The sequence below is a fragment of the Catenulispora sp. GAS73 genome, from assembly GCF_041262085.1.
Lineage (GTDB): Bacteria > Actinomycetota > Actinomycetes > Streptomycetales > Catenulisporaceae > Catenulispora.
The window spans coordinates 25,949-44,344 of the sequence record NZ_JBGCCM010000055.1 but is presented as its reverse complement, the minus strand read 5'-3'; the positions used below and the strand labels follow the sequence as shown (position 1 = coordinate 44,344).

The following is an 18,396-nucleotide window of genomic DNA, read 5'->3' as shown; positions in this document are numbered from 1 at the left end:
GCCCGAGTCGTCACGCGAGTCGTCGGGCTGCTCATGCAGCACCGGTCCGCAGCTTGGGCACCGCCACCATCACCGCGAGGTCCGCGACGATCGTGGTGGCGATGTAGAAGGCCGCCAGCAGCATGGTCACCGACTGGACCTCCGCGTTGTCGTGGATGCTGACCGCGTCGACCAGCTCCTTGCCGATACCGGGGTAGCCGAACAGGTACTCGACGATCAGCAGGCCGCCGACGAGGTACTGCGCGACGAGCGCGAAGACCTGGATGCTCGGCGCGATCGCGTTGCGCAGCGCGTACCGGCGCACGACCCGGCCCTCGGCGATGCCGTTGAGCCGCGCCACCGCCACCGTGTCGGCGCCCAGCGCCTCCAGCATTCCGGCCCGGACCATCCGCGCCGCCGGCCCCGCCGTCACCCCGACCAGCGTCAGCACCGGGAGCACCAGCACGGACGGAGTGGCCAGCGGGCTGCTGCCCGGAGCCACGACCGACACCGGCGGCAGCACGTCCAGCCAGCCGAAGAAGACGGCCAGCAGCACTGTGCCGAGCACGAACTCCGGCAGCGCCGAGGGCACCAGGGTCGTCACCGAGATCAGGTGGTCCTGCCAGCGTCCGGCGCGCAGCGCCGAATACACGCCGAGCAGCACCGAGACCACGGCGATCGGGACGAAGGCGCAGAGGGCCAGGACCGCCGAGTCACCGAGCTTGCCGGAGACCTGGCTCCAGACGCTGACCTGGCCGCCGGAGGCGAATCCGGCGGCGGAGTCGCCGAGGTCGCCGTGCAGCAGCCCGGTCAGCCAGTGCCAGTACTGGACCGGGATCGACTGGTCCAGACCCATGCGGTGCCGCAGGTCGGCCAACGCCTGGCCGGTGGCCTGCTTGCCGAGGATGGCGCTCGCGGCGTCGCCGGGCAGCACCGACGCCGCGGCGAAGACCAGGACGGACAGGATCAGCAGCGTGACCACGCCGGCGGCGACGCGCCGGATCGCCATCAGGGCCAGCGGGTGCGACGACAGGAACCCTGATCGTGTCAGGGGCCCGTGGGCCGTGCGGCTCGGAGAGCCTGGCGGTCGGCGGCTCATGCGACGAAGTACGCTTCCGCGAGCGAGGTCGGCAGCCCCAGGTTCTGGGACACCCCGGGCACGATGCCGCCGACCTTCTTCGAGGCGGCGTCGAGGTTGTCGCAGTTGCCCCACCAGATGTAGCCGCCGCTGTCGTATTGCTCCTGCTGGACGGCGTCCCACGCCATCCGCGCCGAGGCGTCGTCGGGTGCTGACGTCGCGGCGTCGATGAGGTCGGCGGTGCGCTGGCTCGTCCAGTGGGTCTCGTTGCCGGGCGCGCCCTTCAACAGCGCCGTCTGGTAGAACGAGCCCAGGCTCGTGATCCCCTGCCAGATCGTCTGTGCGAACGGCATGGTCAGGTAGTCGCGGGTCGGGTCGAAGTAGGCGTCCGGGTCGACCTGCGAGATCTTCACGGTGACGCCGGCGTCTTTGGCCTGCTGCTGGAAGAGCGTCGCGGCCTCGACCATCCCGGGCGCCGCCGCCGAGGTCTGGAGCCGCAGGGTCAGGCCCGAGGCGTGCCCGGCCTGCGCGAGCAGGTCCTTGGCCTTGGCCAGGTCGCGGGTGCGCTGCGGCAGGGCGACGTCGTAGTACGGCAGGGCTCTGCCGTACAGGTCGTTGGCCACGGTGCCGAATCCGTTGAGGGCGACATCGACCAGCTGCTGGCGGTCGACCAGCAGCCGCAGCGCCTGACGGATGCGCGGATCGGTGAACGGCTCCTGGTCGATGGCCGTGTAGAAGGCTTGTGCGGTGAGTCCGGGACTGCGCAACAGCCAGAAATCCTCCGAGATCGAGGACTTGGCCTGCGCGTACGGCAGCTGGGCCATCACGTCGGTCTGCCCGCTCAGCAGGGCGTTGAGACGAGCGGTGTCGTCCTTCAGGGAGAGCAGCCGGAGCTCGTCCACGTACGGCTTGCCGGTGTCCCAGTAGACGGGATTGCGCTTGCAGACGCTCTGCTGACCCTGGTCGAGCGAGACGAAGGTGAACGGTCCGGTCCCGATCGGCTTGGTGAAGTCCTTCGCGCCGGCCTGGACGATCCACGCCAGCGCGATGGTCTCGGGGAACCGCGTGTCGGGGCTCTTGAGCGGCACCACGACCGTGTTCGGGTCCTTCTTCGAGACCTTCGCGGTGTCGACGTTGGCCACCGCGGGTCCCAGCCCGCTGCCGGGCGTCTCCATCCATTGGAGGGAGTAGACGACGTCGTCGGCGGTGAACGGCTTCCCGTCGTGCCAGGCGACGCCCGGCCGTAGTTTGAAGGTCCAGGCCGAGCCGGAGGCGTCCGAGGTCCAGGACGTCGCCAGCGCCGGACGAAGCCTCATGTCCGGCCCGTAGGTGATCAGCGGATCGAACACGGCGCAGGTCATGGCGACGTTGATCAGCGCGGAGGAGGCGGCCGAGGGGTCGAACGACTCGCCCTTGCCGGCCCCCACCATCCCGATGCGCAACGTCCCGCCGGGCTTGGGCGCGCCGGTCGGCGCCGCGGTGCTCTGGGCCATGGACGGCTGCCGCCCGCACCCGGCGAGCGAGGACGCGCCCAGGCCGAGCAGGAGCCCGGCGGCGGACGCGTCGCGAAGGAAGCTACGTCGTGAGTAACTGGTTCCGGTCACAGCCGACTCCCGCAGAGTGTCGGTTCGGGAAACATTGGTGCTGCTGACGCCGCAAGTGTCGCAACGCGCCGCTGACCTGCGCACGCATCAAGAGCTGCGAGATCAAGAAGTTCACCGCTACAGCTGTAGCGGTGGCCGCGGTAGCGGCGGTGGTCGGAGGCGGTCGGAGGCGGTGATGGCACAGCTGGAACGCGGTCTTCGCGTCAGTGACGGCGCCGAGGCGCGGCTGGATAACGTCGTCCGCGACGCGCAACAGGCGCTCTACCTGCGCTACGCCAACCGGATGACCAACAAAGCGGTGCCGCGCAGCATTGCCGCGGTCGCCTCGCACGCGATACTGGGGCGATGGTGTCCGATGAGCTGCGGCACGTAGCGGAGGCGTTGGGCGAGTCGGCGGTCGCAGCGCGGGTGCTGGCCGGCGGGTTCTCCCACGAGACCTCTTTGCTCACGCTGGACGGTGGTCGGGTCGTGGTCCGATTCGGCGGCGCCGATCATGCCGTCGAGGCCGCTGTCATGGACGCTGCTCGGACGTACGTTCCGGTTCCGCAAGTGCTCAAGCTCCTCGACACCGGGCCGATGGACGGCAGCGCTCGGTCGGCCATGGTGCTGGAGTACGTGATCGGGACGCCGCTGAGCGAGGTGCTCGACGGTGCCGAGACCGAGGCCGGGGAGCTGGAACGGCTCGGTGCCGAGGTCGGGCGCGTGGCCGCCCGGCTCGGCGCGGTGAGGTTCAACAGTCCTGGGTTCTTCGCCGATGCCCGGCTGAGTGTCACTCCGGGGCCTCCGTGGTCGCAGCAGCTCCCCGAATTCGCCGCGCAGTGTATGTCGGCCATGCCCGAGGCGCGGTTGGACGCAGCCACGCGCACGTCCTGGGCAGAGCTCTGCTCGATCCACGCCCCGGCCCTGGTCGGAGTCGACGACCAGGCCCGCTTGGTCCACTCCGACCTGAACCCCAAGAACATCCTGGTCACCCGTGCCCACGGCGGTTGGCGGGTCGACGCGATCCTGGACTGGGAGTTCAGCTTCTCCGGCTCTCCGTATGCTGACGCCGCCAACATGGTCAGGTTCCGCGCCGACACCCCCGGCGAGTTCCGAGCCGGTTTCCGCGCGGCCTTCGCCGAGCACCTGCCGGCCGACCTGCGGTCCGGCGAGGACTGGCTTTACCTCGGGCGGGTCATGGACATGTTCGCCCTCAGCGATTTGGTGACCCGCCCCGCCGGGCATCGCGTCGCCGACCAGGCGGCACAAGAGATCCGTCGCTGGGTTGCCCACGGAGTACCCGATTCCTGGTGAGGCTTCGGCCGGAGAAAGTGTGTGGACACCGCCGCGGCGAGGCGGAAACAGTAGGCGCATGGAGACCGACAGCCAGCGGAACCGGATCGCGTGGGAAGCAGCGTCGGAGAAGCACGTTCTCGAATACCAAGAACATCTGGCTCAGGCCAGGGACGAGTGCTCGCTGTTCGCTGCCGAGCTGGACCTGCTGCGGCCCGTCCTGGCGTCCGCACCCGAGGCCGTGCATCTGCAGAGCGGCCACGGTCTCGACGACGTCGCCCTGGTCAAGGCCGGCGCGCGCCAGGTCGTCGGCGTCGACTTCAGCCAGGTCGCGGCGACGGCGGCGCAACGGCGCGCGGACGAGTTGGGCGTGGCATGCCGCTATGTGGTCGCGCAACTGCCGGGCGCGCCTCTGCGCGACGCCTGCGCGGACCTCGTCTACACCGGCAAAGGCGCGCTGATCTGGCTCCCGGACCTGCGCGCGTGGGCCGCCGACGTCGCCCGCCTCCTGCGGCCCTCGGGGCACCTGTTCGTCTACGAGGCCCACCCGGCGGTGCCTCTGTGGACCTGGGACGAGGACGAGCCCCGCATCCGGCCCGACCGCGGCTACTTCGCCCGCTCGCACGTCAACGACACCTTCCCCGCGCGCGGAGCGGTGGAGTCGCAAGCCACCTTGGCGGACATCATCAACGCGGTACTCTCCGCCGGCCTGGAACTCCTGCACGTCGCAGAGTACGCCGAACCCTTCTGGCGCCCCGACGGCATCGCCGCAGCGGCATGGGAAGGACGGCTGCCGAACGCCTTCTCGCTCCTCGCGCGGCGGAGGCATGACGCGGTCGTGTAACTTCCGCCGCGACATCTAAGCGGCCGAGCTCAGTCGCCGCCGGCGAGGTATTCCGCCAGCGGTACTGAGACGCCCGGAGCCGTGGCGGTGATCCACACGTTGTCGCAGCGTTCGACTGCCCAGTCGATCGCCTCCTGCGGGCTCTCGGCGTGCGACTCGAACCGGCCGAGGACGTCCCGCATGGTCGCCAGCCCGCCCTCGGTCGCGGCGGTCCAGATCGCCGTCCAGGTCGCCAGCTGGTGCCCCGCGACCGCGGCGAACGCGGGGGAGCGCTCGTGGAAGGGCTGGAACGAGATCACGATCTGCGCCGGGCTCGGCGGCCCGGGATCCCGCCAGTCCTTCTCGGCGGCCACGTGCTGTCGGGCCTGTTCCTCGGTGAGCCCTCCAACACGCATGAGGAAGTCGATTCGATACTGCTCCTCGTCGCGCATGCTGCCTACGGTAGGTGCTCACGACCGGGTGTGCCGCCGAACGGTCGGGCTCCTGCCGCCGGCGCCCGAGGCGGTCGACCGGCTCTTCGAGCTCTGTCGGCCGAAGTGAATCCGCGCCCCCGTTTCAGATCGCGCGATCCGGCCATGGTGAGGAAACTGTGACGCTCTTCACGAGAGTGTTCCGCTCCCCACGAGAGAAGGCGTCCACCATGGACGAACGCCGCTCAGGATCAGGCATCGCCCGCTTCATCTCAGCGCTCTTCGCCGTCATCGCGATCATCCTGATCGTGCACATCGTCCTCGTCTTCGCCGACGCCTCGACGACCTCCACGGTCGTGAAGGACATCGGCGACATGGCCGCCAAACTGGCCTGGGGCTTCAAGTCCTTGTTCTCCTTCGACAACGCGAAGCTCACCGTCTTCGTCGACTACGGCCTGGCCGCGCTGGCCTACCTGCTGGTCGGCGGCGTCGTGGTGCGGCTGTTCCGCACCGCCGCCTAGACCCGCGGGCGCGGGACGGTGAACCGGATCCGCGCAGCCGTGCGGCGCTTCGACTCCTACCAGCAGCGGCATCCCTGGGCGGGGTTCCCGGTCGCCGTCGGCAGGAAGTTCAGCGATGACCGGGCCGGCTCCCTCGGCGCGGTCATCGCCTGCTACGCGTTCCTGTCCGTGTTCCCGCTGCTGTTGGTCCTGGTCGTCGTCCTCGGCGTCGTGCTCCACGGCCATCCGGCACTTCAGCAGAAGGCGCTCGGTTCCGCGCTCGCGGACTTCCCGGTGATCGGCGGCGCCCTGCGGACGAACGTGTCCGGCCTGCACCGGACCGGGCTGAGCCTGGTCCTGGGCCTGCTCGGCACGATGGTCGGCGCGCGGGGCGTCGCGAACGCGGCGCAGTACGCCTTCAACACCGTCTGGGCCGTGCCCTACAAGCGCCGACCCGGCTTCCCCGGGGCGCAGTTCCGCAGCTTCGCGGCGATCGGAGTGATCGGTCTGGGGGTGCTGACGACGCCCGCGCTGTCCGGCATCGCCGAAGGCGTCTCCCACCTGTCGGTGCTGGTGCAGGCCGGGGTGCGCGCGGCGGCGTTCGTGACGTCGCTGGCGTTGAACGTCGTGCTGTTCTGGCTGGGCTTCCGGATCACCACGGCCGCCGAGGTGCCCACCCGAGCGCTGCGCACCGGGGCGATGCTCGCGGCGGTGGCCTGGCAGATCCTGCAGGCTGCGGGCGGCTACTGATCGGCCACGAGCTGCGCCACGCCAGCACTCTGTACGGTGTGTTCGGGCTGGTCCTCGGGCTGCTGTCCTGGCTGCACATCCAGGCGCAGCTCACGCTCTTCGTGGTCGAGGCCGACCGGGAGTCCTTCACCGCCTACGCCAAGGTCGAGGAACGGCATGACGAGGTCACCGTGGACGTCACCGTCGACGATTCCGGCGGCGGACGGTAGCCGGCGGCGCGTGCCGGTCCGGCCGGACCGCCGGGCCCCATCGCGATCAGTCTTGTCCCAGCACTGACTCGGCGCCGGGCAGCGCCGCACCGGCCTCGGTTTCGGCCGCGCGCTGCTCGACGAATGTCTTGAATCGCGCGGTGTCGTCCCTGACCTGGTGCCCGTCCATGCCGAGAAGGCGACCGGCCCGTTCCGCCAGACCGCGCGGCTGCCAGGTGAGCTGAACGGTCACGCGGGTGTCGTGGTCGCCGAGGCGTTGGAACGTCACCATCCCGGCGTGGCCGGTGTCCCCGCCGGTGCTCTGCCACGCGATGCGTTCGTCGGCGATCTGCTCGGTGATCTCGGCGTCGAACTCCCGCCGCACACTGCCTATCGTGATCACCCAGTGGGTGCGTCGGTCGTCGATTCGGCGGACCGATTCCACGCCGTCCATGAACTCCGGGAACGACTCGAACTGCGTCCACTGGTGAAAAGCGGCGCTGATCGGCACGTTCACATCGACCGACTCGATGACCTGACTCATGCGGTGTCCCTTGTCTGGATCCGGGGCTGGGGCTCCTGCTGCCCGCTGCTCACGAGCGCAAACAGGGACACCACAAGCAGGGAGGGCCGGCCGCATGCGGAAGCCCACAGCGTCATTCGGTCCGCATGCGGTCGATGAGGTCGGGGACCTGGACGGTGGCGAAACCGATCCCCACATCGCTGAAGCCGTAGGGGATGACGAGGTTCTCGCCGTGGCGGATCGCACCGCATGAGTACACGACGTTGGGCACGTAGCCGTCGCGCTCCTCGGCGTCCGGGGTCAGGAGCGGCTCGTTGAGGCCGCCGACGACCTTCCGGGGATCCTCCAGGTCCAGCAGCATGGCGCCGATGCCGTAGACGCGCATCGGACCGACGCCGTGGGTCAGCACGAGCCATCCCTCCGGGGTCTCGATGGGCGACCCGCAGTTGCCGCGCTGCACAAGATCCCAGCTCAGTTCCGGCCTTCGCAGAGGCCGCGCATCGCCCCAGACGCGCCCGTCTGTGGACGTGGCGACCGAGGTGCTCTCACGGTCCCATCGGGAAAGAGCCATGTGGACTCCGCCGACGAGCCGGGGGAACAGCGCCATGCCCTTGTTCCGCGCGGCGGGGCCGAGCAGCGGGGAGATGCGGAACGTCCGCAGGTCCGCGGTCTCGATGAGCTGGGGTGCGGTGGTGAAGCCGTCGAAGGCGTTGTAGGTGGCGCGATAGCCGGCCACTCCGCCCTCGTCGGTGAAGCGGACGAAGCGGGCGTCTTCCATCCCGCGCGAATCAGTGGGGCTGATCGGCCGCAGCACCCGCTCGGAGAGGTCGGTGTCCTGGGGGAACTCCAGCAGGTACTGGCACGCCGCGACCCGCCGGATGCTCTCGATCGCGGCGTGCGCGCCGTTGCGGGCCATCAGACCCGCCGGGAGCTCGGCCAGCACGTGTTCGAGGTCCGCGTCGGTGAACTGCGCCGGAAGGCGGTGCAGGAAGTAGGACTGGACTTCGTTGTCGTCCCCCGCCTCGGCCAACCCGCTCTCGAAGAACCTCCGGTCGTACACCGGCGCGCGGGGCCGGCCGGCGCTCGCGAACCGTGACGGTTCGTCCAGGGCGACGGTTCCGTCCGGCCCGATCACCCCGGTGCGGAACTCGACGCAGGACAAGTGTCCTTCGCCGATGGCGCGTGCGCTCAGCACGAAGCGGAGACACCCCGGGGCCAGATCGCTCTGATCAGGGTGCTCGACCAGCGAAGGATTCGTCAGGGCCGCGGCCTCGATCGCGTATTCGCGGGTGAAGTAGGCGCCGATGAGCAGGCGGCGTTGGTCTGAGACCTGCGCCCCGGCCGCGATGCGGTGGCCGACGGTTTCGGAGTGCTCTGCGAACGTCTTCTCCAGATCCCGGTGCCGCGCCGAGAAGTCCGCCAAGGTGCGGGTGTAGGCGCGGTCGACCGTGTCGTCGTCCAGGGCCATGATGCGCTCGAACACCATCGCCGCGCGCGAGACGCTGCCGGGCAGTTCCTCGCCGGGGACGAAGAGGTCGGTGACGACCCGGCGCGGATCGTGGCGCAGTCGCGCTCCGCCTCGGACGACGAGGTCCGCCCGGCCACCGCCGTGCGATGCGGCGTCGACGGTCTCGATCGTCGGTCGCTCCCGGCGGATCGCCGTCCCGGTCACGCGGCGGCCTTGGCCCGGGCGCCGATCAGCGAGGCGGCCAGCGCGCGGTAGGAGCCGGCGACTGCGGACCATTCCAGAGCCGGGGCGACGCGGCCGGAGGCCGCGGCCATCGACGCGGCCAGCCCGGGCCGGGTCAGTACCGAGCGCAGGGCCGCGGTCGTGGCGGCGACGTCCCGGTGCGGGACCAGCAGGCCGGCGCCGTCGGCCAGCAGTTCCACCGCGTGCGGGAACCGGGTGGCCACGATCGGGCGGCGGGCGGCGACGGCCTCGATGAGCACGCCCGAGGTGGCCTGCTCGGTAGAGTCGTAGGGCAGCAGCACGACGTCGGCCTGGCGGACGAGGTCGGTCAGCGCGGCGGTGGTGCGGTAGGCGGGATCGAATTCGACGTCGGCGGACACGCCGAGGGCCAGGGCCCGGGCCTGGAGGGAGTCGCGGTACGCCTCGCCGTCCCGGGCCAGGACCTTGGGGTGGGTCCGGCCGGCGATCAGGTAGCGCGGGGCCGGATCGAGGCCGGCCAGGCCGGCGAACGCCTCGATCGCCCATTCGATGCCCTTGCCGGGTCCGATCAGACCCCAGGTGAGGATCGTCGGGCGCCGGCGGGCCGGGGCGGGCGGGGTGAAGGGGTCGAACGACGCCGGCGGGGACAGCCGCCGGACGCCGGGCGCGCCGTGCGGGATCACCGAGATCTTGCCGGCGTCCACGAGGTAGGACTCGCTCAGCACCCGGGCGGCCGTGTCGGACATGACCACGACGGCCGCGGCGGCGTCCGCGATCCGCTCCAGCACCTGCCGCTGGTGCGGCGAGGGGGCGGGCAGCACCGTGTGCAGCACCACGATCGCCGGAACGCTCAGCCCGGCCAGGACCCGGATCACGTCCGCGCCGTCGCGGCCGCCGTAGATGCCGTACTCGTGCTGCACGACGGCGACGTCGAAGCGGTTGAGCACTCCAGCCGCCGCGGCCGGGCCCTCCGGCGAGCCGTTGACCAGCTGCGCGACCACGTCCGGGTAGACCGCCGGCTGCGCGGCCTCGACGATCCGGACGACGGCGGCCCGGTCGCCCGAGCCCTGCGGCGTGAGGTGCTTCAGCAGCGCCGCGCTGAAGGTCGCCACGCCGCATTGGGTGGGCGGGTATGTGCTGAGAAATCCAAAAGCGGTCATGGCGGAGCCCTCACTGGTTCGGGGATGTGACAGAGTCGATCGGGGCATGCACCGAGCACGGCGGATGAGCCTGTGTTCGAGATGGGATGTCCGAGGCGATCGCGGTGTCCGAACGACCACGGGGCCTGGCCGGGTACCAAGGGCGCGGAGCAGACTGCTCCGCTGTGCCGGCAGGTTGCACCGTCGCTGGAGGGCGGTATCGCATCCCACGGTAGCAGGCCTGCTAGCGCCGGACGGACTGTCCCGAGGCGGTTTGCCCTCGGACGGACCGGGCAGCAGGGGGCCCGCGGTCCAATTCCGCGACCCGCGCACAGCCGTATGGGAGCCGCCATGTCAACGACCGAGGACACCCCTGACGTCATCGCGGTGCTCAGACACGACCACCGGCACGTCGAGGAACTGTTCCAGAAGGTCCAGGACCATGCCCGTTTCCGCGACCGCCGCAAGGAACTCGTGGACCAGGTCACCATCGACCTGGTCCGGCACATGGTGGCCGAGGAAGAGTACGTCCACCCGATCGTCCGCGACGCCGCCGACGGGCGAGCGGTGGTCGACCACGCGGTAGCTGGGAACGCCGCGGCGGAGGAGCTCATGAAGCAGCTCGAACCTCTCGACCCGACCGACGAGACCTTCGATCGGGTGTTCATCAAGCTGATGGCCGCGACCCGCCGCCATGTCGCCGACGATGAGGCGCAGCTGTTCCCGCACCTGGCCGCGGCCTGCCCTCCGGTGGAGTTGCGCGAACTCGGTGCGAAGGTGCAGGCCGGTAAGTCGATCAGGCCGACTCGCCCACGCGAATCGCTGCCCACGACGCCTTCGGACGACCCGCTCGTCGGCCGGGTACCGGGCCTGATCGACCGCGTCCGTGACGCGTTGGCAGGAGACCACTGATGGCCGGTACCGGGGCGCCCGGCCACGCCCGGATCATCGGCACCCGGCCGCGCGCAGGGGGAACCGGCACGTCCAAACGCCGCAACGGTGCCCGTCCGCCGGGTCCGCAGCGTTTGCGGACACCGGGAGACGACATGGACGCCTGGGTCCGACAGGCCGCCTGCCGGACCAGTGAGCCGGAGCTGTTCTTCCCGATCACCTCGCCCGGCTACCCGCGGCCGAGGCAACAGCTCACCGACGCGAAGGCGGTGTGCCACCGGTGTCCGGTGATCGAGTCCTGCCGCGGCTGGGCGCTGGCGCATCCGCAGATGGCCCAGTACGGGGTGTGGGGTGCGATGTCCGAGGAGGAGCGCCGGACAGTCCGTCGTCATGGTGATCGGACCGGGTCCCGCTCCTGAGGCGCCGAGCAAGCACCGCCGGAGGCGGGGACCGTTCCGTTCCGTTGATTCCGCAGTCTGCGGTATATCAGGGTCTAACAGGTGTATGGTGGTAATAAGCCCAAGTAGAGCTTTTGCCCCTTCGCGACCGGAGGGAGATCGGGGGTCTCACGATGAGACCCGACAAGATTGGCGTCATCGGCAACCGAGGCCTTCATACGACTGAGTATCGCCAGGTCACCACGCCAAACGACGAAACGCGGATGCGAGGCGTCCCTCCGCAGTCCTCGCAGTCCCCCCGATCACCCCGTTCCGGCCGGGAGCTCAGGCTGACCGAACAGCTCAGGCGGCTGCTCAGCCAGAAGAGGGGTCCCGACGCCGTCATGATCGGTGCGCTGTCCGTGGCTTTGCTCTGCGGCCTGATCGGGTTCGCCGCGAATTTCATGTGGATCGTCGCCATCGTCGTGATGGCGCTGGCGCTGGGATTCGTCGTCGCCGACAGCCGGCGTAACCGCATCGACATCGCCAATCAGCGTGCCGAGGGCGGAAACGGCTGAAGAAAACCTTCTGAGCGAGCGGATCGTACCGTCGGCCGAGAGGACTAGACTGGCGGTACGCCCGGCTGTTTCGGGCGGTCCCCCGGACCTCGGTGACGCTTTGCACGCCTGCGGCGGCACGTCCTAGGAGGCCGTCATGGCGGGCATCACCTCAGGCACGAGAACCGGCCCCGGTCAGTGGGGATCCGGCGTGCCTTCCAGTACGCCGCGGGCCTTTCCGGCCATATCGGTCGGCGTGAGTGCGGGCAGGCCGGATGTCGAACGAACCGCGTCCCATCGATCAGGACAGGAACATTCATGACGGAACTCACGATCCGTCCGCAAGAGATCCGCGACGCGTTGGTGCGCTTCGTCGACTCCTACCGGACGACGACGGCGCCACGGGACGAGGTCGGATCCGTCACGGTGATCGGTGACGGCATCGCCAAGGTCGACGGTCTGCCCTCGGCGATGACCAACGAGCTGCTGAAGTTCGAGGACGGCACCCTGGGCATCGCCCTGAACCTGGACGTCCGCGAGATCGGCGTGGTCGTGCTCGGCGACTACGAACGAATCGCAGAAGGCCAGTCCGTGACGCGTACCGGCGAGATCCTGTCCACTCCGGTCGGTGACAAGTTCATGGGCCGGGTGGTGAACCCGTTGGGTGAGCCGATCGACGGTCTGGGTCCGATCGAGGCTGAGGGCACTCGCATCCTGGAGCTGCAGGCCCCGGGTGTCATGGCGCGGCAGTCGGTGAAGGAGCCGTTGCAGACCGGGATCAAGGCCATCGACTCGATGACCCCGATCGGCCGTGGCCAGCGTCAGCTGATCATCGGTGACCGGCAGACCGGCAAGACCGCGGTGGCCGTGGACACGATCATCAACCAGAAGCAGAACTGGGCGTCGGGCGATCCGAAGAAGCAGGTCCGCTGCATCTACGTGGCCATCGGCCAGAAGGGCTCCACCATCGCGGCTGTGAAGGGCGCGTTGGAGGAGGCCGGTGCGATGGAGTACACGACGATCGTGGCTTCCCCGGCGTCGGACCCGGCGGGTTTCAAGTACCTGGCGCCGTACACCGGTTCGGCCATCGGTCAGCACTGGATGTACGACGGCAAGCATGTCCTGATCGTCTTCGACGACCTGACTAAGCAGGCCGAGGCGTACCGGTCGATGTCGCTGCTGCTGCGCCGTCCGCCGGGTCGCGAGGCCTACCCCGGTGACGTGTTCTACTTGCACTCGCGTCTGCTGGAGCGCTGCGCGAAGCTGTCCGATGACATGGGCGCCGGCTCCATGACCGGTCTGCCGGTGATTGAGACCAAGGCGAACGACATTTCGGCGTTCATCCCGACCAACGTCATCTCCATCACCGACGGTCAGTGCTTCTTCGAGACGGACTTGTTCAACTCCGGTGTCCGTCCGGCGATCAACGTGGGTACCTCGGTGTCCCGGGTCGGTGGTTCGGCGCAGGTGCGGGCGATGCGCTCGGTGTCCGGTTCGCTGCGTGTGGACCTGGCGCAGTTCCGTGACCTGGAGGCGTTCGCCGCCTTCGCCTCGGACCTGGACGACGCCTCCAAGGCGCAGCTGTCCCGCGGTCAGCGCATGGTCGAGCTGCTCAAGCAGGGCCAGTACGAGCCGTACCCGGTTGAGGAGCAGGTGGCCTCGATCTGGATCGGTACCTCGGGTTCGATCGACGATGTGCCGGTGGCCGATGTGCGTCGTTTCGAGAAGGAGTTCATCTCCTTCCTGAAGACTGACCACGCCGGTGTGCTGGCCTCGATCCGGGAGACCGGTCAGCTCTCCGACGACACCGTGACGGCGTTCAAGGACGCGGTCGCGCAGTTCAAGCGCGGCTTCGAGCTCGGCGACGGCACGCTGCTGGCCGACCAGGGCAAGGCCGAGGCCATGGACGAGGACAACGTCGGCCAGGCCACGATCACCAGGCACGTCAAGGCTGGGTGACGGCGGTAGCGGGGCCCGCCGCGGGCTCACGCTCCCGGGCGGCGTGCGGTCTCGGCGCCGCCCTGTTTGGATTCTGCGATTCGGGTACTCATGGGCGACAAGCCCCTTGAGGAGGCCCACATGATCACAGTCGCGATCATCACCTTCGTCGTGATCGTCCTGGTCATCGCCGTCGTGGTGAACAACAGACGGCAGGAGAACGCCAAGCGCCGGATGCGGACCTCGTTCGGGCCCGAATACGCCCGGGCGAGCGACGAATACGGCGGGCCGCGGGCCGCGGACCGGGAGCTGGCCCGGCGCAGCCAGATGTACGGCAGGCTGCGCCTGGAACCGATCAGCGCGGCCGACCGGGATTTCTACGTCACGTATTGGGAGAACATCCGCAGCGGCTTCCTCGACGACCCGGCGGCCGCCCTGTCGGGCGCCGAGCAGCTGATCTCCCGGCTGCTTGAGGCCAGGGGCTACCCCGTCGACGACCGCGGCGAGCAGCTCGCGCTGCTCTCGGTCCGGCACGGAGGCGTCCTGGCGAACTACCGCCAGGCGCTGTGGGTCGGCGAACGTGTGCGAACCGATTCGGCGACGATACCGACCGAGGTCAAGCGCGAAGCCCTGATGCAGTACCAAACGTTCCTCGACGACCTGCTCACCGAGCCCGACGCGGTGGCTCCGGCCAGGACCAAGGGGTCGGAGGCCACACTGTGAACGCCGAGCCTGTCGTGAACCCTGTCGTGAACCCTGTCGTGAACGAGGACACCCTCCCGACCGAACCGACCCATCGGTGGGCCGACGACGGGGGCGTGCTCACCGAGGAGCGGCAGCCGGAGTCGGAGCTCATGGATCCGGAGGCGCCGACAGAGGCGACTTCGACCCCTGTCATCGACGAACCGCCCCTGAGCCGCGACGCGGAACAAGCCGTCGGCGTCGTCCTCCCCGGGTAGCACCCCTGGACCGATGCCGCGTCTCACCCCGCGAGGCGCGGCATCGCTGCGCGCAGGGCGGCAGCCCCGGGCGCTGTATACGTGCTGTGCCGATCGGCGCTACTCTGACGGTAACTTCATACGCCCCAGACCTTGGCGCCGTGAATTCCGACGCGCCGTATGCGGTCGGGGCAGGCACCGGTTTCACCTTGGCCGCGAAAGCCCTCCCACGCAGCCGACGCCCCATATGCGAAAGCGTAGGGCGTTCCATGGGCACAACCTCTGTCAGCATGCCGACACACGAGGTCCGACCACACACTTCACGAGATCAACCGCACCGTTCCCGGACGGACCGGCGAGGCCGGCCCGGCGAGCGCGTGTCGGAGCCGCGGATCGGCCGCGGTCTCGATCGCAACGGCCGTGACCGGACCGATCAGCGGGCCGCGGCGCTTCGGTCTTTGGACCGGATGTACCGCCTGGCCCCCGGCGACGCGGAACGGGCCGCTCTGCGGGTCGCCGTGATCACCGAGTACATGCCGTACGCGCGTCACCTGGCATCCCGCTACGGCGTGCGCGGCCAGTCCGCGGAGGACTTCCTGCAGGCCGCCTATGTCGGCCTGGTCAAGGCGGTCGACCACTTCGATCCCGACTTCGGCAGCGGGTTCCTCGCCTTCGCCACCCCCACGATCCTGGGGGAGCTCAAGCGCTACTTCCGGGACACGACGTGGGCGGTCCACGTGCCGCGGCGGGTCCAGGAACTCACCAGCGAGCTGCGAGAGGCCACCGAGGTCCTCTCGCAGCAGCTACACCGGGCTCCGACCGTCCGCGAACTGGCGGTGCCGCTGGGCGTCGACGCGGCCGCGGTCGTCGACGCAATCGATGCGACCGCGCTGCACGCTCTGGCGTCCCTGGACGTGCCGATCGCCGTCGACGACGGAGGCGGCTCCCTGCTCAGCGACCTGCTGGGCGCCGACGACCGCGGCATCCAGAACGTCATCGACCGGGAGACCCTGCGGCCGCTGCTGGCGACCCTGTCCGAACGGGAGAAGAAGATCCTGCTCATGCGCTTCTTCCGGGGCATGACGCAGACCGAGATCAGCAAGGAGCTCGGAGTCTCGCAGATGCAGATCTCCCGTCTCCTCGCCCAGATCCTCGGCAGGCTCAGAGCGCACGCCGGCTGATCCCGCCGCCCCGCTGGGCCGCCGCCCGCCGGTCTCGGGCGCGGCGGGCACGGGTGCGGACCGCGCCCGCCGAAAGCCCGACCACCGTTTCCGAGGAGAACCGTCCGATGACCGTTTCCGACCCGCCCCGACACCATCCAGCCGTCGCCGCGCACCACGCCACCAGGGCTGCCGACGCCCAGCTGCGCATCGCCGACGCGATCACCAAGTTCGCCGGCTCCATGATGTTCGTCTACCTGCACGCGGTGATCTTCGTCGGCTGGATGCTGTTCGTCGAGACCAACCCCTGGCCCACACTCACCCTCGTAGTGTCCCTGGAGGCGATCTTCCTGTCGACGTTCGTCATGATCGGCCAGAACCGGCAGGCGTCCTTCCAGCAGGCCAAGGCCGACCACGACTTCGTCGAATCGGAACTGGAGCTCAAGTCCAACACCGACCTGACCCGGGCCATCCACGCCATGACCACCGAGCTCCACAACCGGCTGCCGGCGGCATCAGAAACGCGATAGTGCCGCGCCGCGCCGAACCTCGTCGGCGGTCAGGCTTCTGACGCACGCCCGAGCCGCACCCACCCCTGTCAGGACCCTGCGGTCACCTCCGAATGCTGAGGCACGTCCGTCGGCTTGGCGGGCGTGGACCGCGTGAGGTACTGCGGCACCGGCGCCGCGTCCGTTCCGGTGTCGCGGACCAGGCCGTACCGGACGATGCCGCGGCCGTCGGGGGCGGCGTCGATGTCGTGGGTGACCTGGTCCCACGTGGAGGGGGTCACGCTGAGGTTGTAGTCGGCGTAGCCCTCGGTCTCGTGCAGGGTGACGGTGCCGTCGAGGTAGAAGAACTCGTTGTTCCACATCTGCTGCGCGCCCGGCGGCAGCGTGATGTAGCCGGCCTTCGGGTTGCCCATCCAGGTGACGTCCGCGGGCTGGTCGGGGCCGTTGTCGTCCATGCGGCGGCCGCCGCCGGAGGCGACGTGGAAGAGCTTGCCCCGCAGGCCCGTCCACGTCGGCATCACCATCGGGCCGACGCGGTTGAACCAGGCGATCTCGTAGCGGACGCAGAAATAGCCCGTGCCGGTGATGGTGACGTTCTGTCCGTTCCAGAACATCAGGTACGTGCCGCCGAGCGAACCCTTGAAGGGCTGGGAGTAGTTGCCGGTGGCGGTGATCGGCACGGTTTCGGGGCGTCGCGGCAGCGGCCCGGGCTTGGCGAGGGCGGTCGGGGGCCGCGTCGACGGTGTCGACGGTCTGGCCGTAGACCGGCCCGGCCACGGTCTCCGAGGGGGAGGGGGACGTAGTCGTCGGGGTCGCGGGCGGTGTCGGGGTGCCCGCCGAGGCGCGCGGGCGGGCCGGCGTCGGCGATGGCTTCGAGGTCGGCGACAAGGCGGAGGAATCGGCCGGCGAGGCAGCCGACGTCCCGGTCGCCCCACTGGCCGTGGACCTGTCAGCCACCTGGCTCGCGTTCGGCGCCGTGGAGGACCCGCCGCCGGCCATGGCGATCGCGGCGCTCACTCCCAGCACCGCGACCGCCGCCGAAGCGATGACCAGCTTGCTCGACGGCAGAAGGGACCGGCCGACGCTCGGACGCCGACGCGACGGCTTCAGCCACGCATGGCCCGCGAGATACACACCAGCGACCGGCACCGGCACCAACGCGATACCGGCCAGCAAGCTCTCCGCCGGCACCAACCCGCGCTGATACCCCGAACACTCCCCGCACTCCCGCACGTGCCGGCCCAGGCGCTTGCGCCACAGCGGCGACGGACGCCCGTCCCAGTCCCGAATCGCCGCGTCCAAGGCACCGCACCGCGGCGTGGCCCACACCGCGCGGACCACCGTGCGGGCCGTCTCCAGCTGCGCTTTCATGCGCTGTACCCGCACCGCGGCGTATGCGGGAGTCTCCTCCAACGCCGCCGCCAGTTCCCCACGCGTGATCTGGCCCGCGGCCTCCAGCCACCACAACGCCAGCAGGTCACGGTCCGCCTCGTCCAGCCACCGCGTCGCCTCCGCGGTCTCCCGCCGCTGGTCGGACAGGTCGAGTCGGAGGATCGTCAGGTCCACGAAGTCCGCCCCGGGATCCGCGACGCCCTGCAGCTCCTCCAGGCCGCCGATACTGCCAACACCGCCGCCGCCGCGACCGTCGCCGAACGGCCGCATGCGGCTCCGGTCCCGGCTCCGGCTGTCCCGCACCTCGCGGATGGCGATCGCCACCAGCCAGGAGCGGAACGCCGCCGGGTCGCGCAGCCCGGCCACGCCGTTGACCACCCTCAGCATCGTCTCCTGGACCACGTCGTCCACATCCGCGTGCCCCTGCAGGGCACGGCCGACGATGTTGTAGACCAGCGGCAGGTACGAGGCGATCAGCACGTCGAGCGCCTGCTGGTCGCCGCGCTGAGCTGCGAGGATCAGGTGTGGGTCGGTCGGATCGGTCGGATCGTTGTGGTCCGGCATGAGGTCTCCGCCTTTGCAGGAATGAGCGAGCGTCAGTTCACCTTGGGAGACCCGGCACTACCGCAGCGGATATCACTTCCTGAGCGATCCGCGAGCATACCCTCACCCGAGGGG

Annotated in this window: 22 protein-coding genes and 1 pseudogene; 15 read left to right on the top strand and 8 right to left on the bottom strand. The window is 69.8% G+C overall.

What is annotated here, in order from left to right; all coding sequences use genetic code 11:
• Window positions 1–31: 31 nt before the first annotated feature.
• A complete protein-coding gene (locus tag ABH935_RS46920) occupies window positions 32–988 on the bottom strand; it encodes an ABC transporter permease (RefSeq protein WP_370384502.1) in 957 nt (318 codons plus the stop codon).
• Window positions 989–1,074: 86 nt separating this feature from the next.
• Window positions 1,075–2,661: an ABC transporter substrate-binding protein gene (locus tag ABH935_RS46915; RefSeq protein ID WP_370384501.1), complete on the bottom strand. Its 1,587-nt coding sequence runs from the start codon at window positions 2,659–2,661 to the stop codon at window positions 1,075–1,077.
• A gap of 175 nt (window positions 2,662–2,836) precedes the next feature.
• Between ABH935_RS46915 and ABH935_RS46910 the strand changes: the two genes are divergently transcribed.
• From ABH935_RS46910 to ABH935_RS46900, 3 genes are read left to right on the top strand one after another with little or no spacing between them, the layout of a single operon-like run.
• On the top strand, window positions 2,837–3,034 hold the full coding sequence (locus ABH935_RS46910; RefSeq protein WP_370384500.1) for a hypothetical protein: 198 nt from the start codon (window positions 2,837–2,839) through the stop codon (window positions 3,032–3,034).
• The gene (locus ABH935_RS46905) at window positions 3,007–3,954 is read left to right on the top strand and encodes a phosphotransferase (protein WP_370384499.1); all 948 of its coding nucleotides are present in this window, start codon (window positions 3,007–3,009) and stop codon (window positions 3,952–3,954) included. The genes ABH935_RS46910 and ABH935_RS46905 overlap by 28 nt, the downstream gene beginning before the upstream one ends.
• A 58-nt stretch (window positions 3,955–4,012) precedes the next feature.
• Window positions 4,013–4,777 carry a class I SAM-dependent methyltransferase gene (locus ABH935_RS46900; protein WP_370384498.1) on the top strand — a complete coding sequence of 255 codons (765 nt, stop codon included), beginning with the start codon at window positions 4,013–4,015 and terminating at the stop codon, window positions 4,775–4,777.
• Between the two features lie 29 nt (window positions 4,778–4,806).
• Here the strand turns inward: ABH935_RS46900 and ABH935_RS46895 are convergent, their stop codons facing one another.
• Window positions 4,807–5,208: a hypothetical protein gene (locus tag ABH935_RS46895; protein WP_370384497.1), complete on the bottom strand. Its 402-nt coding sequence runs from the start codon at window positions 5,206–5,208 to the stop codon at window positions 4,807–4,809.
• Between the two features lie 209 nt (window positions 5,209–5,417).
• Between ABH935_RS46895 and ABH935_RS46890 the strand changes: the two genes are divergently transcribed.
• Genes ABH935_RS46890 through ABH935_RS46880 form a run of 3 tightly spaced genes read left to right on the top strand, consistent with a single transcriptional unit; the run spans window position 5,418 to window position 6,646 of the window.
• Complete coding sequence (locus ABH935_RS46890) at window positions 5,418–5,708, top strand: hypothetical protein (protein WP_370384496.1); 291 nt, start codon at window positions 5,418–5,420, stop codon at window positions 5,706–5,708.
• An 18-nt stretch (window positions 5,709–5,726) separates the two neighbouring features.
• Window positions 5,727–6,437, top strand: coding sequence for a YhjD/YihY/BrkB family envelope integrity protein (locus tag ABH935_RS46885; RefSeq protein WP_370384495.1), 711 nt, complete (start codon window positions 5,727–5,729; stop codon window positions 6,435–6,437).
• A 38-nt stretch (window positions 6,438–6,475) separates the two neighbouring features.
• Window positions 6,476–6,646, top strand: a complete 171-nt coding sequence (locus tag ABH935_RS46880; RefSeq protein ID WP_370384494.1) for a hypothetical protein — start codon at window positions 6,476–6,478, stop codon at window positions 6,644–6,646.
• A gap of 46 nt (window positions 6,647–6,692) precedes the next feature.
• Here the strand turns inward: ABH935_RS46880 and ABH935_RS46875 are convergent, their stop codons facing one another.
• The 3 genes from ABH935_RS46875 to ABH935_RS46865 all read right to left on the bottom strand — a co-directional run bounded on the left by ABH935_RS46875 (window position 6,693) and on the right by ABH935_RS46865 (window position 9,977).
• Complete coding sequence (locus ABH935_RS46875; RefSeq protein WP_370384493.1) at window positions 6,693–7,169, bottom strand: SRPBCC family protein; 477 nt, start codon at window positions 7,167–7,169, stop codon at window positions 6,693–6,695.
• Window positions 7,170–7,281: 112 nt separating this feature from the next.
• Window positions 7,282–8,820, bottom strand: coding sequence for a glycoside hydrolase family 130 protein (locus ABH935_RS46870; protein ID WP_370384492.1), 1,539 nt, complete (start codon window positions 8,818–8,820; stop codon window positions 7,282–7,284).
• Window positions 8,817–9,977 carry a glycosyltransferase gene (locus tag ABH935_RS46865; protein WP_370384491.1) on the bottom strand — a complete coding sequence of 387 codons (1,161 nt, stop codon included), beginning with the start codon at window positions 9,975–9,977 and terminating at the stop codon, window positions 8,817–8,819. Before ABH935_RS46865 ends, ABH935_RS46870 begins: the two co-directional genes overlap by 4 nt.
• A gap of 330 nt (window positions 9,978–10,307) precedes the next feature.
• Here ABH935_RS46865 and ABH935_RS46860 point away from each other — a divergent pair, with 330 nt between their 5' ends.
• The 8 genes from ABH935_RS46860 to ABH935_RS46825 all read left to right on the top strand — a co-directional run bounded on the left by ABH935_RS46860 (window position 10,308) and on the right by ABH935_RS46825 (window position 16,347).
• Window positions 10,308–10,868 (top strand): hemerythrin domain-containing protein, encoded by a 561-nt coding sequence (locus tag ABH935_RS46860; RefSeq protein WP_370384490.1) that lies wholly within the window; start codon window positions 10,308–10,310, stop codon window positions 10,866–10,868.
• Window positions 10,868–11,266: a WhiB family transcriptional regulator gene (locus ABH935_RS46855; protein ID WP_370384489.1), complete on the top strand. Its 399-nt coding sequence runs from the start codon at window positions 10,868–10,870 to the stop codon at window positions 11,264–11,266. The genes ABH935_RS46860 and ABH935_RS46855 overlap by 1 nt, the downstream gene beginning before the upstream one ends.
• A 152-nt stretch (window positions 11,267–11,418) precedes the next feature.
• A complete protein-coding gene (locus ABH935_RS46850; protein ID WP_370384488.1) occupies window positions 11,419–11,802 on the top strand; it encodes a hypothetical protein in 384 nt (127 codons plus the stop codon).
• 297 nt (window positions 11,803–12,099) lie between these two features.
• Window positions 12,100–13,740: a F0F1 ATP synthase subunit alpha gene (gene atpA / locus ABH935_RS46845; protein ID WP_370384487.1), complete on the top strand. Its 1,641-nt coding sequence runs from the start codon at window positions 12,100–12,102 to the stop codon at window positions 13,738–13,740.
• A gap of 120 nt (window positions 13,741–13,860) precedes the next feature.
• Entirely contained in the window at window positions 13,861–14,442 is a 582-nt protein-coding gene (locus ABH935_RS46840) for a hypothetical protein (RefSeq protein ID WP_370384486.1), read from the top strand.
• Window positions 14,439–14,678 (top strand): hypothetical protein, encoded by a 240-nt coding sequence (locus tag ABH935_RS46835; protein ID WP_370384485.1) that lies wholly within the window; start codon window positions 14,439–14,441, stop codon window positions 14,676–14,678. The genes ABH935_RS46840 and ABH935_RS46835 overlap by 4 nt, the downstream gene beginning before the upstream one ends.
• 446 nt (window positions 14,679–15,124) lie before the next feature.
• Window positions 15,125–15,838, top strand: coding sequence for a SigB/SigF/SigG family RNA polymerase sigma factor (locus ABH935_RS46830; RefSeq protein ID WP_370384484.1), 714 nt, complete (start codon window positions 15,125–15,127; stop codon window positions 15,836–15,838).
• Window positions 15,839–15,945: 107 nt separating this feature from the next.
• Complete coding sequence (locus tag ABH935_RS46825) at window positions 15,946–16,347, top strand: DUF1003 domain-containing protein (protein ID WP_370384483.1); 402 nt, start codon at window positions 15,946–15,948, stop codon at window positions 16,345–16,347.
• Between the two features lie 68 nt (window positions 16,348–16,415).
• Here the strand turns inward: ABH935_RS46825 and ABH935_RS46820 are convergent, their stop codons facing one another.
• Complete coding sequence (locus ABH935_RS46820) at window positions 16,416–17,006, bottom strand: hypothetical protein (protein ID WP_370384518.1); 591 nt, start codon at window positions 17,004–17,006, stop codon at window positions 16,416–16,418.
• Between the two features lie 149 nt (window positions 17,007–17,155).
• Between ABH935_RS46820 and ABH935_RS46815 the strand changes: the two genes are divergently transcribed.
• Window positions 17,156–17,530, top strand: a complete 375-nt coding sequence (locus ABH935_RS46815) for a hypothetical protein (protein WP_370384517.1) — start codon at window positions 17,156–17,158, stop codon at window positions 17,528–17,530.
• Between the two features lie 209 nt (window positions 17,531–17,739).
• Here ABH935_RS46815 and ABH935_RS46810 read toward each other — a convergent pair.
• Window positions 17,740–18,282, bottom strand: a pseudogene (locus ABH935_RS46810) (RNA polymerase sigma factor); the annotation flags it as partial.
• Window positions 18,283–18,396: the final 114 nt, after the last annotated feature.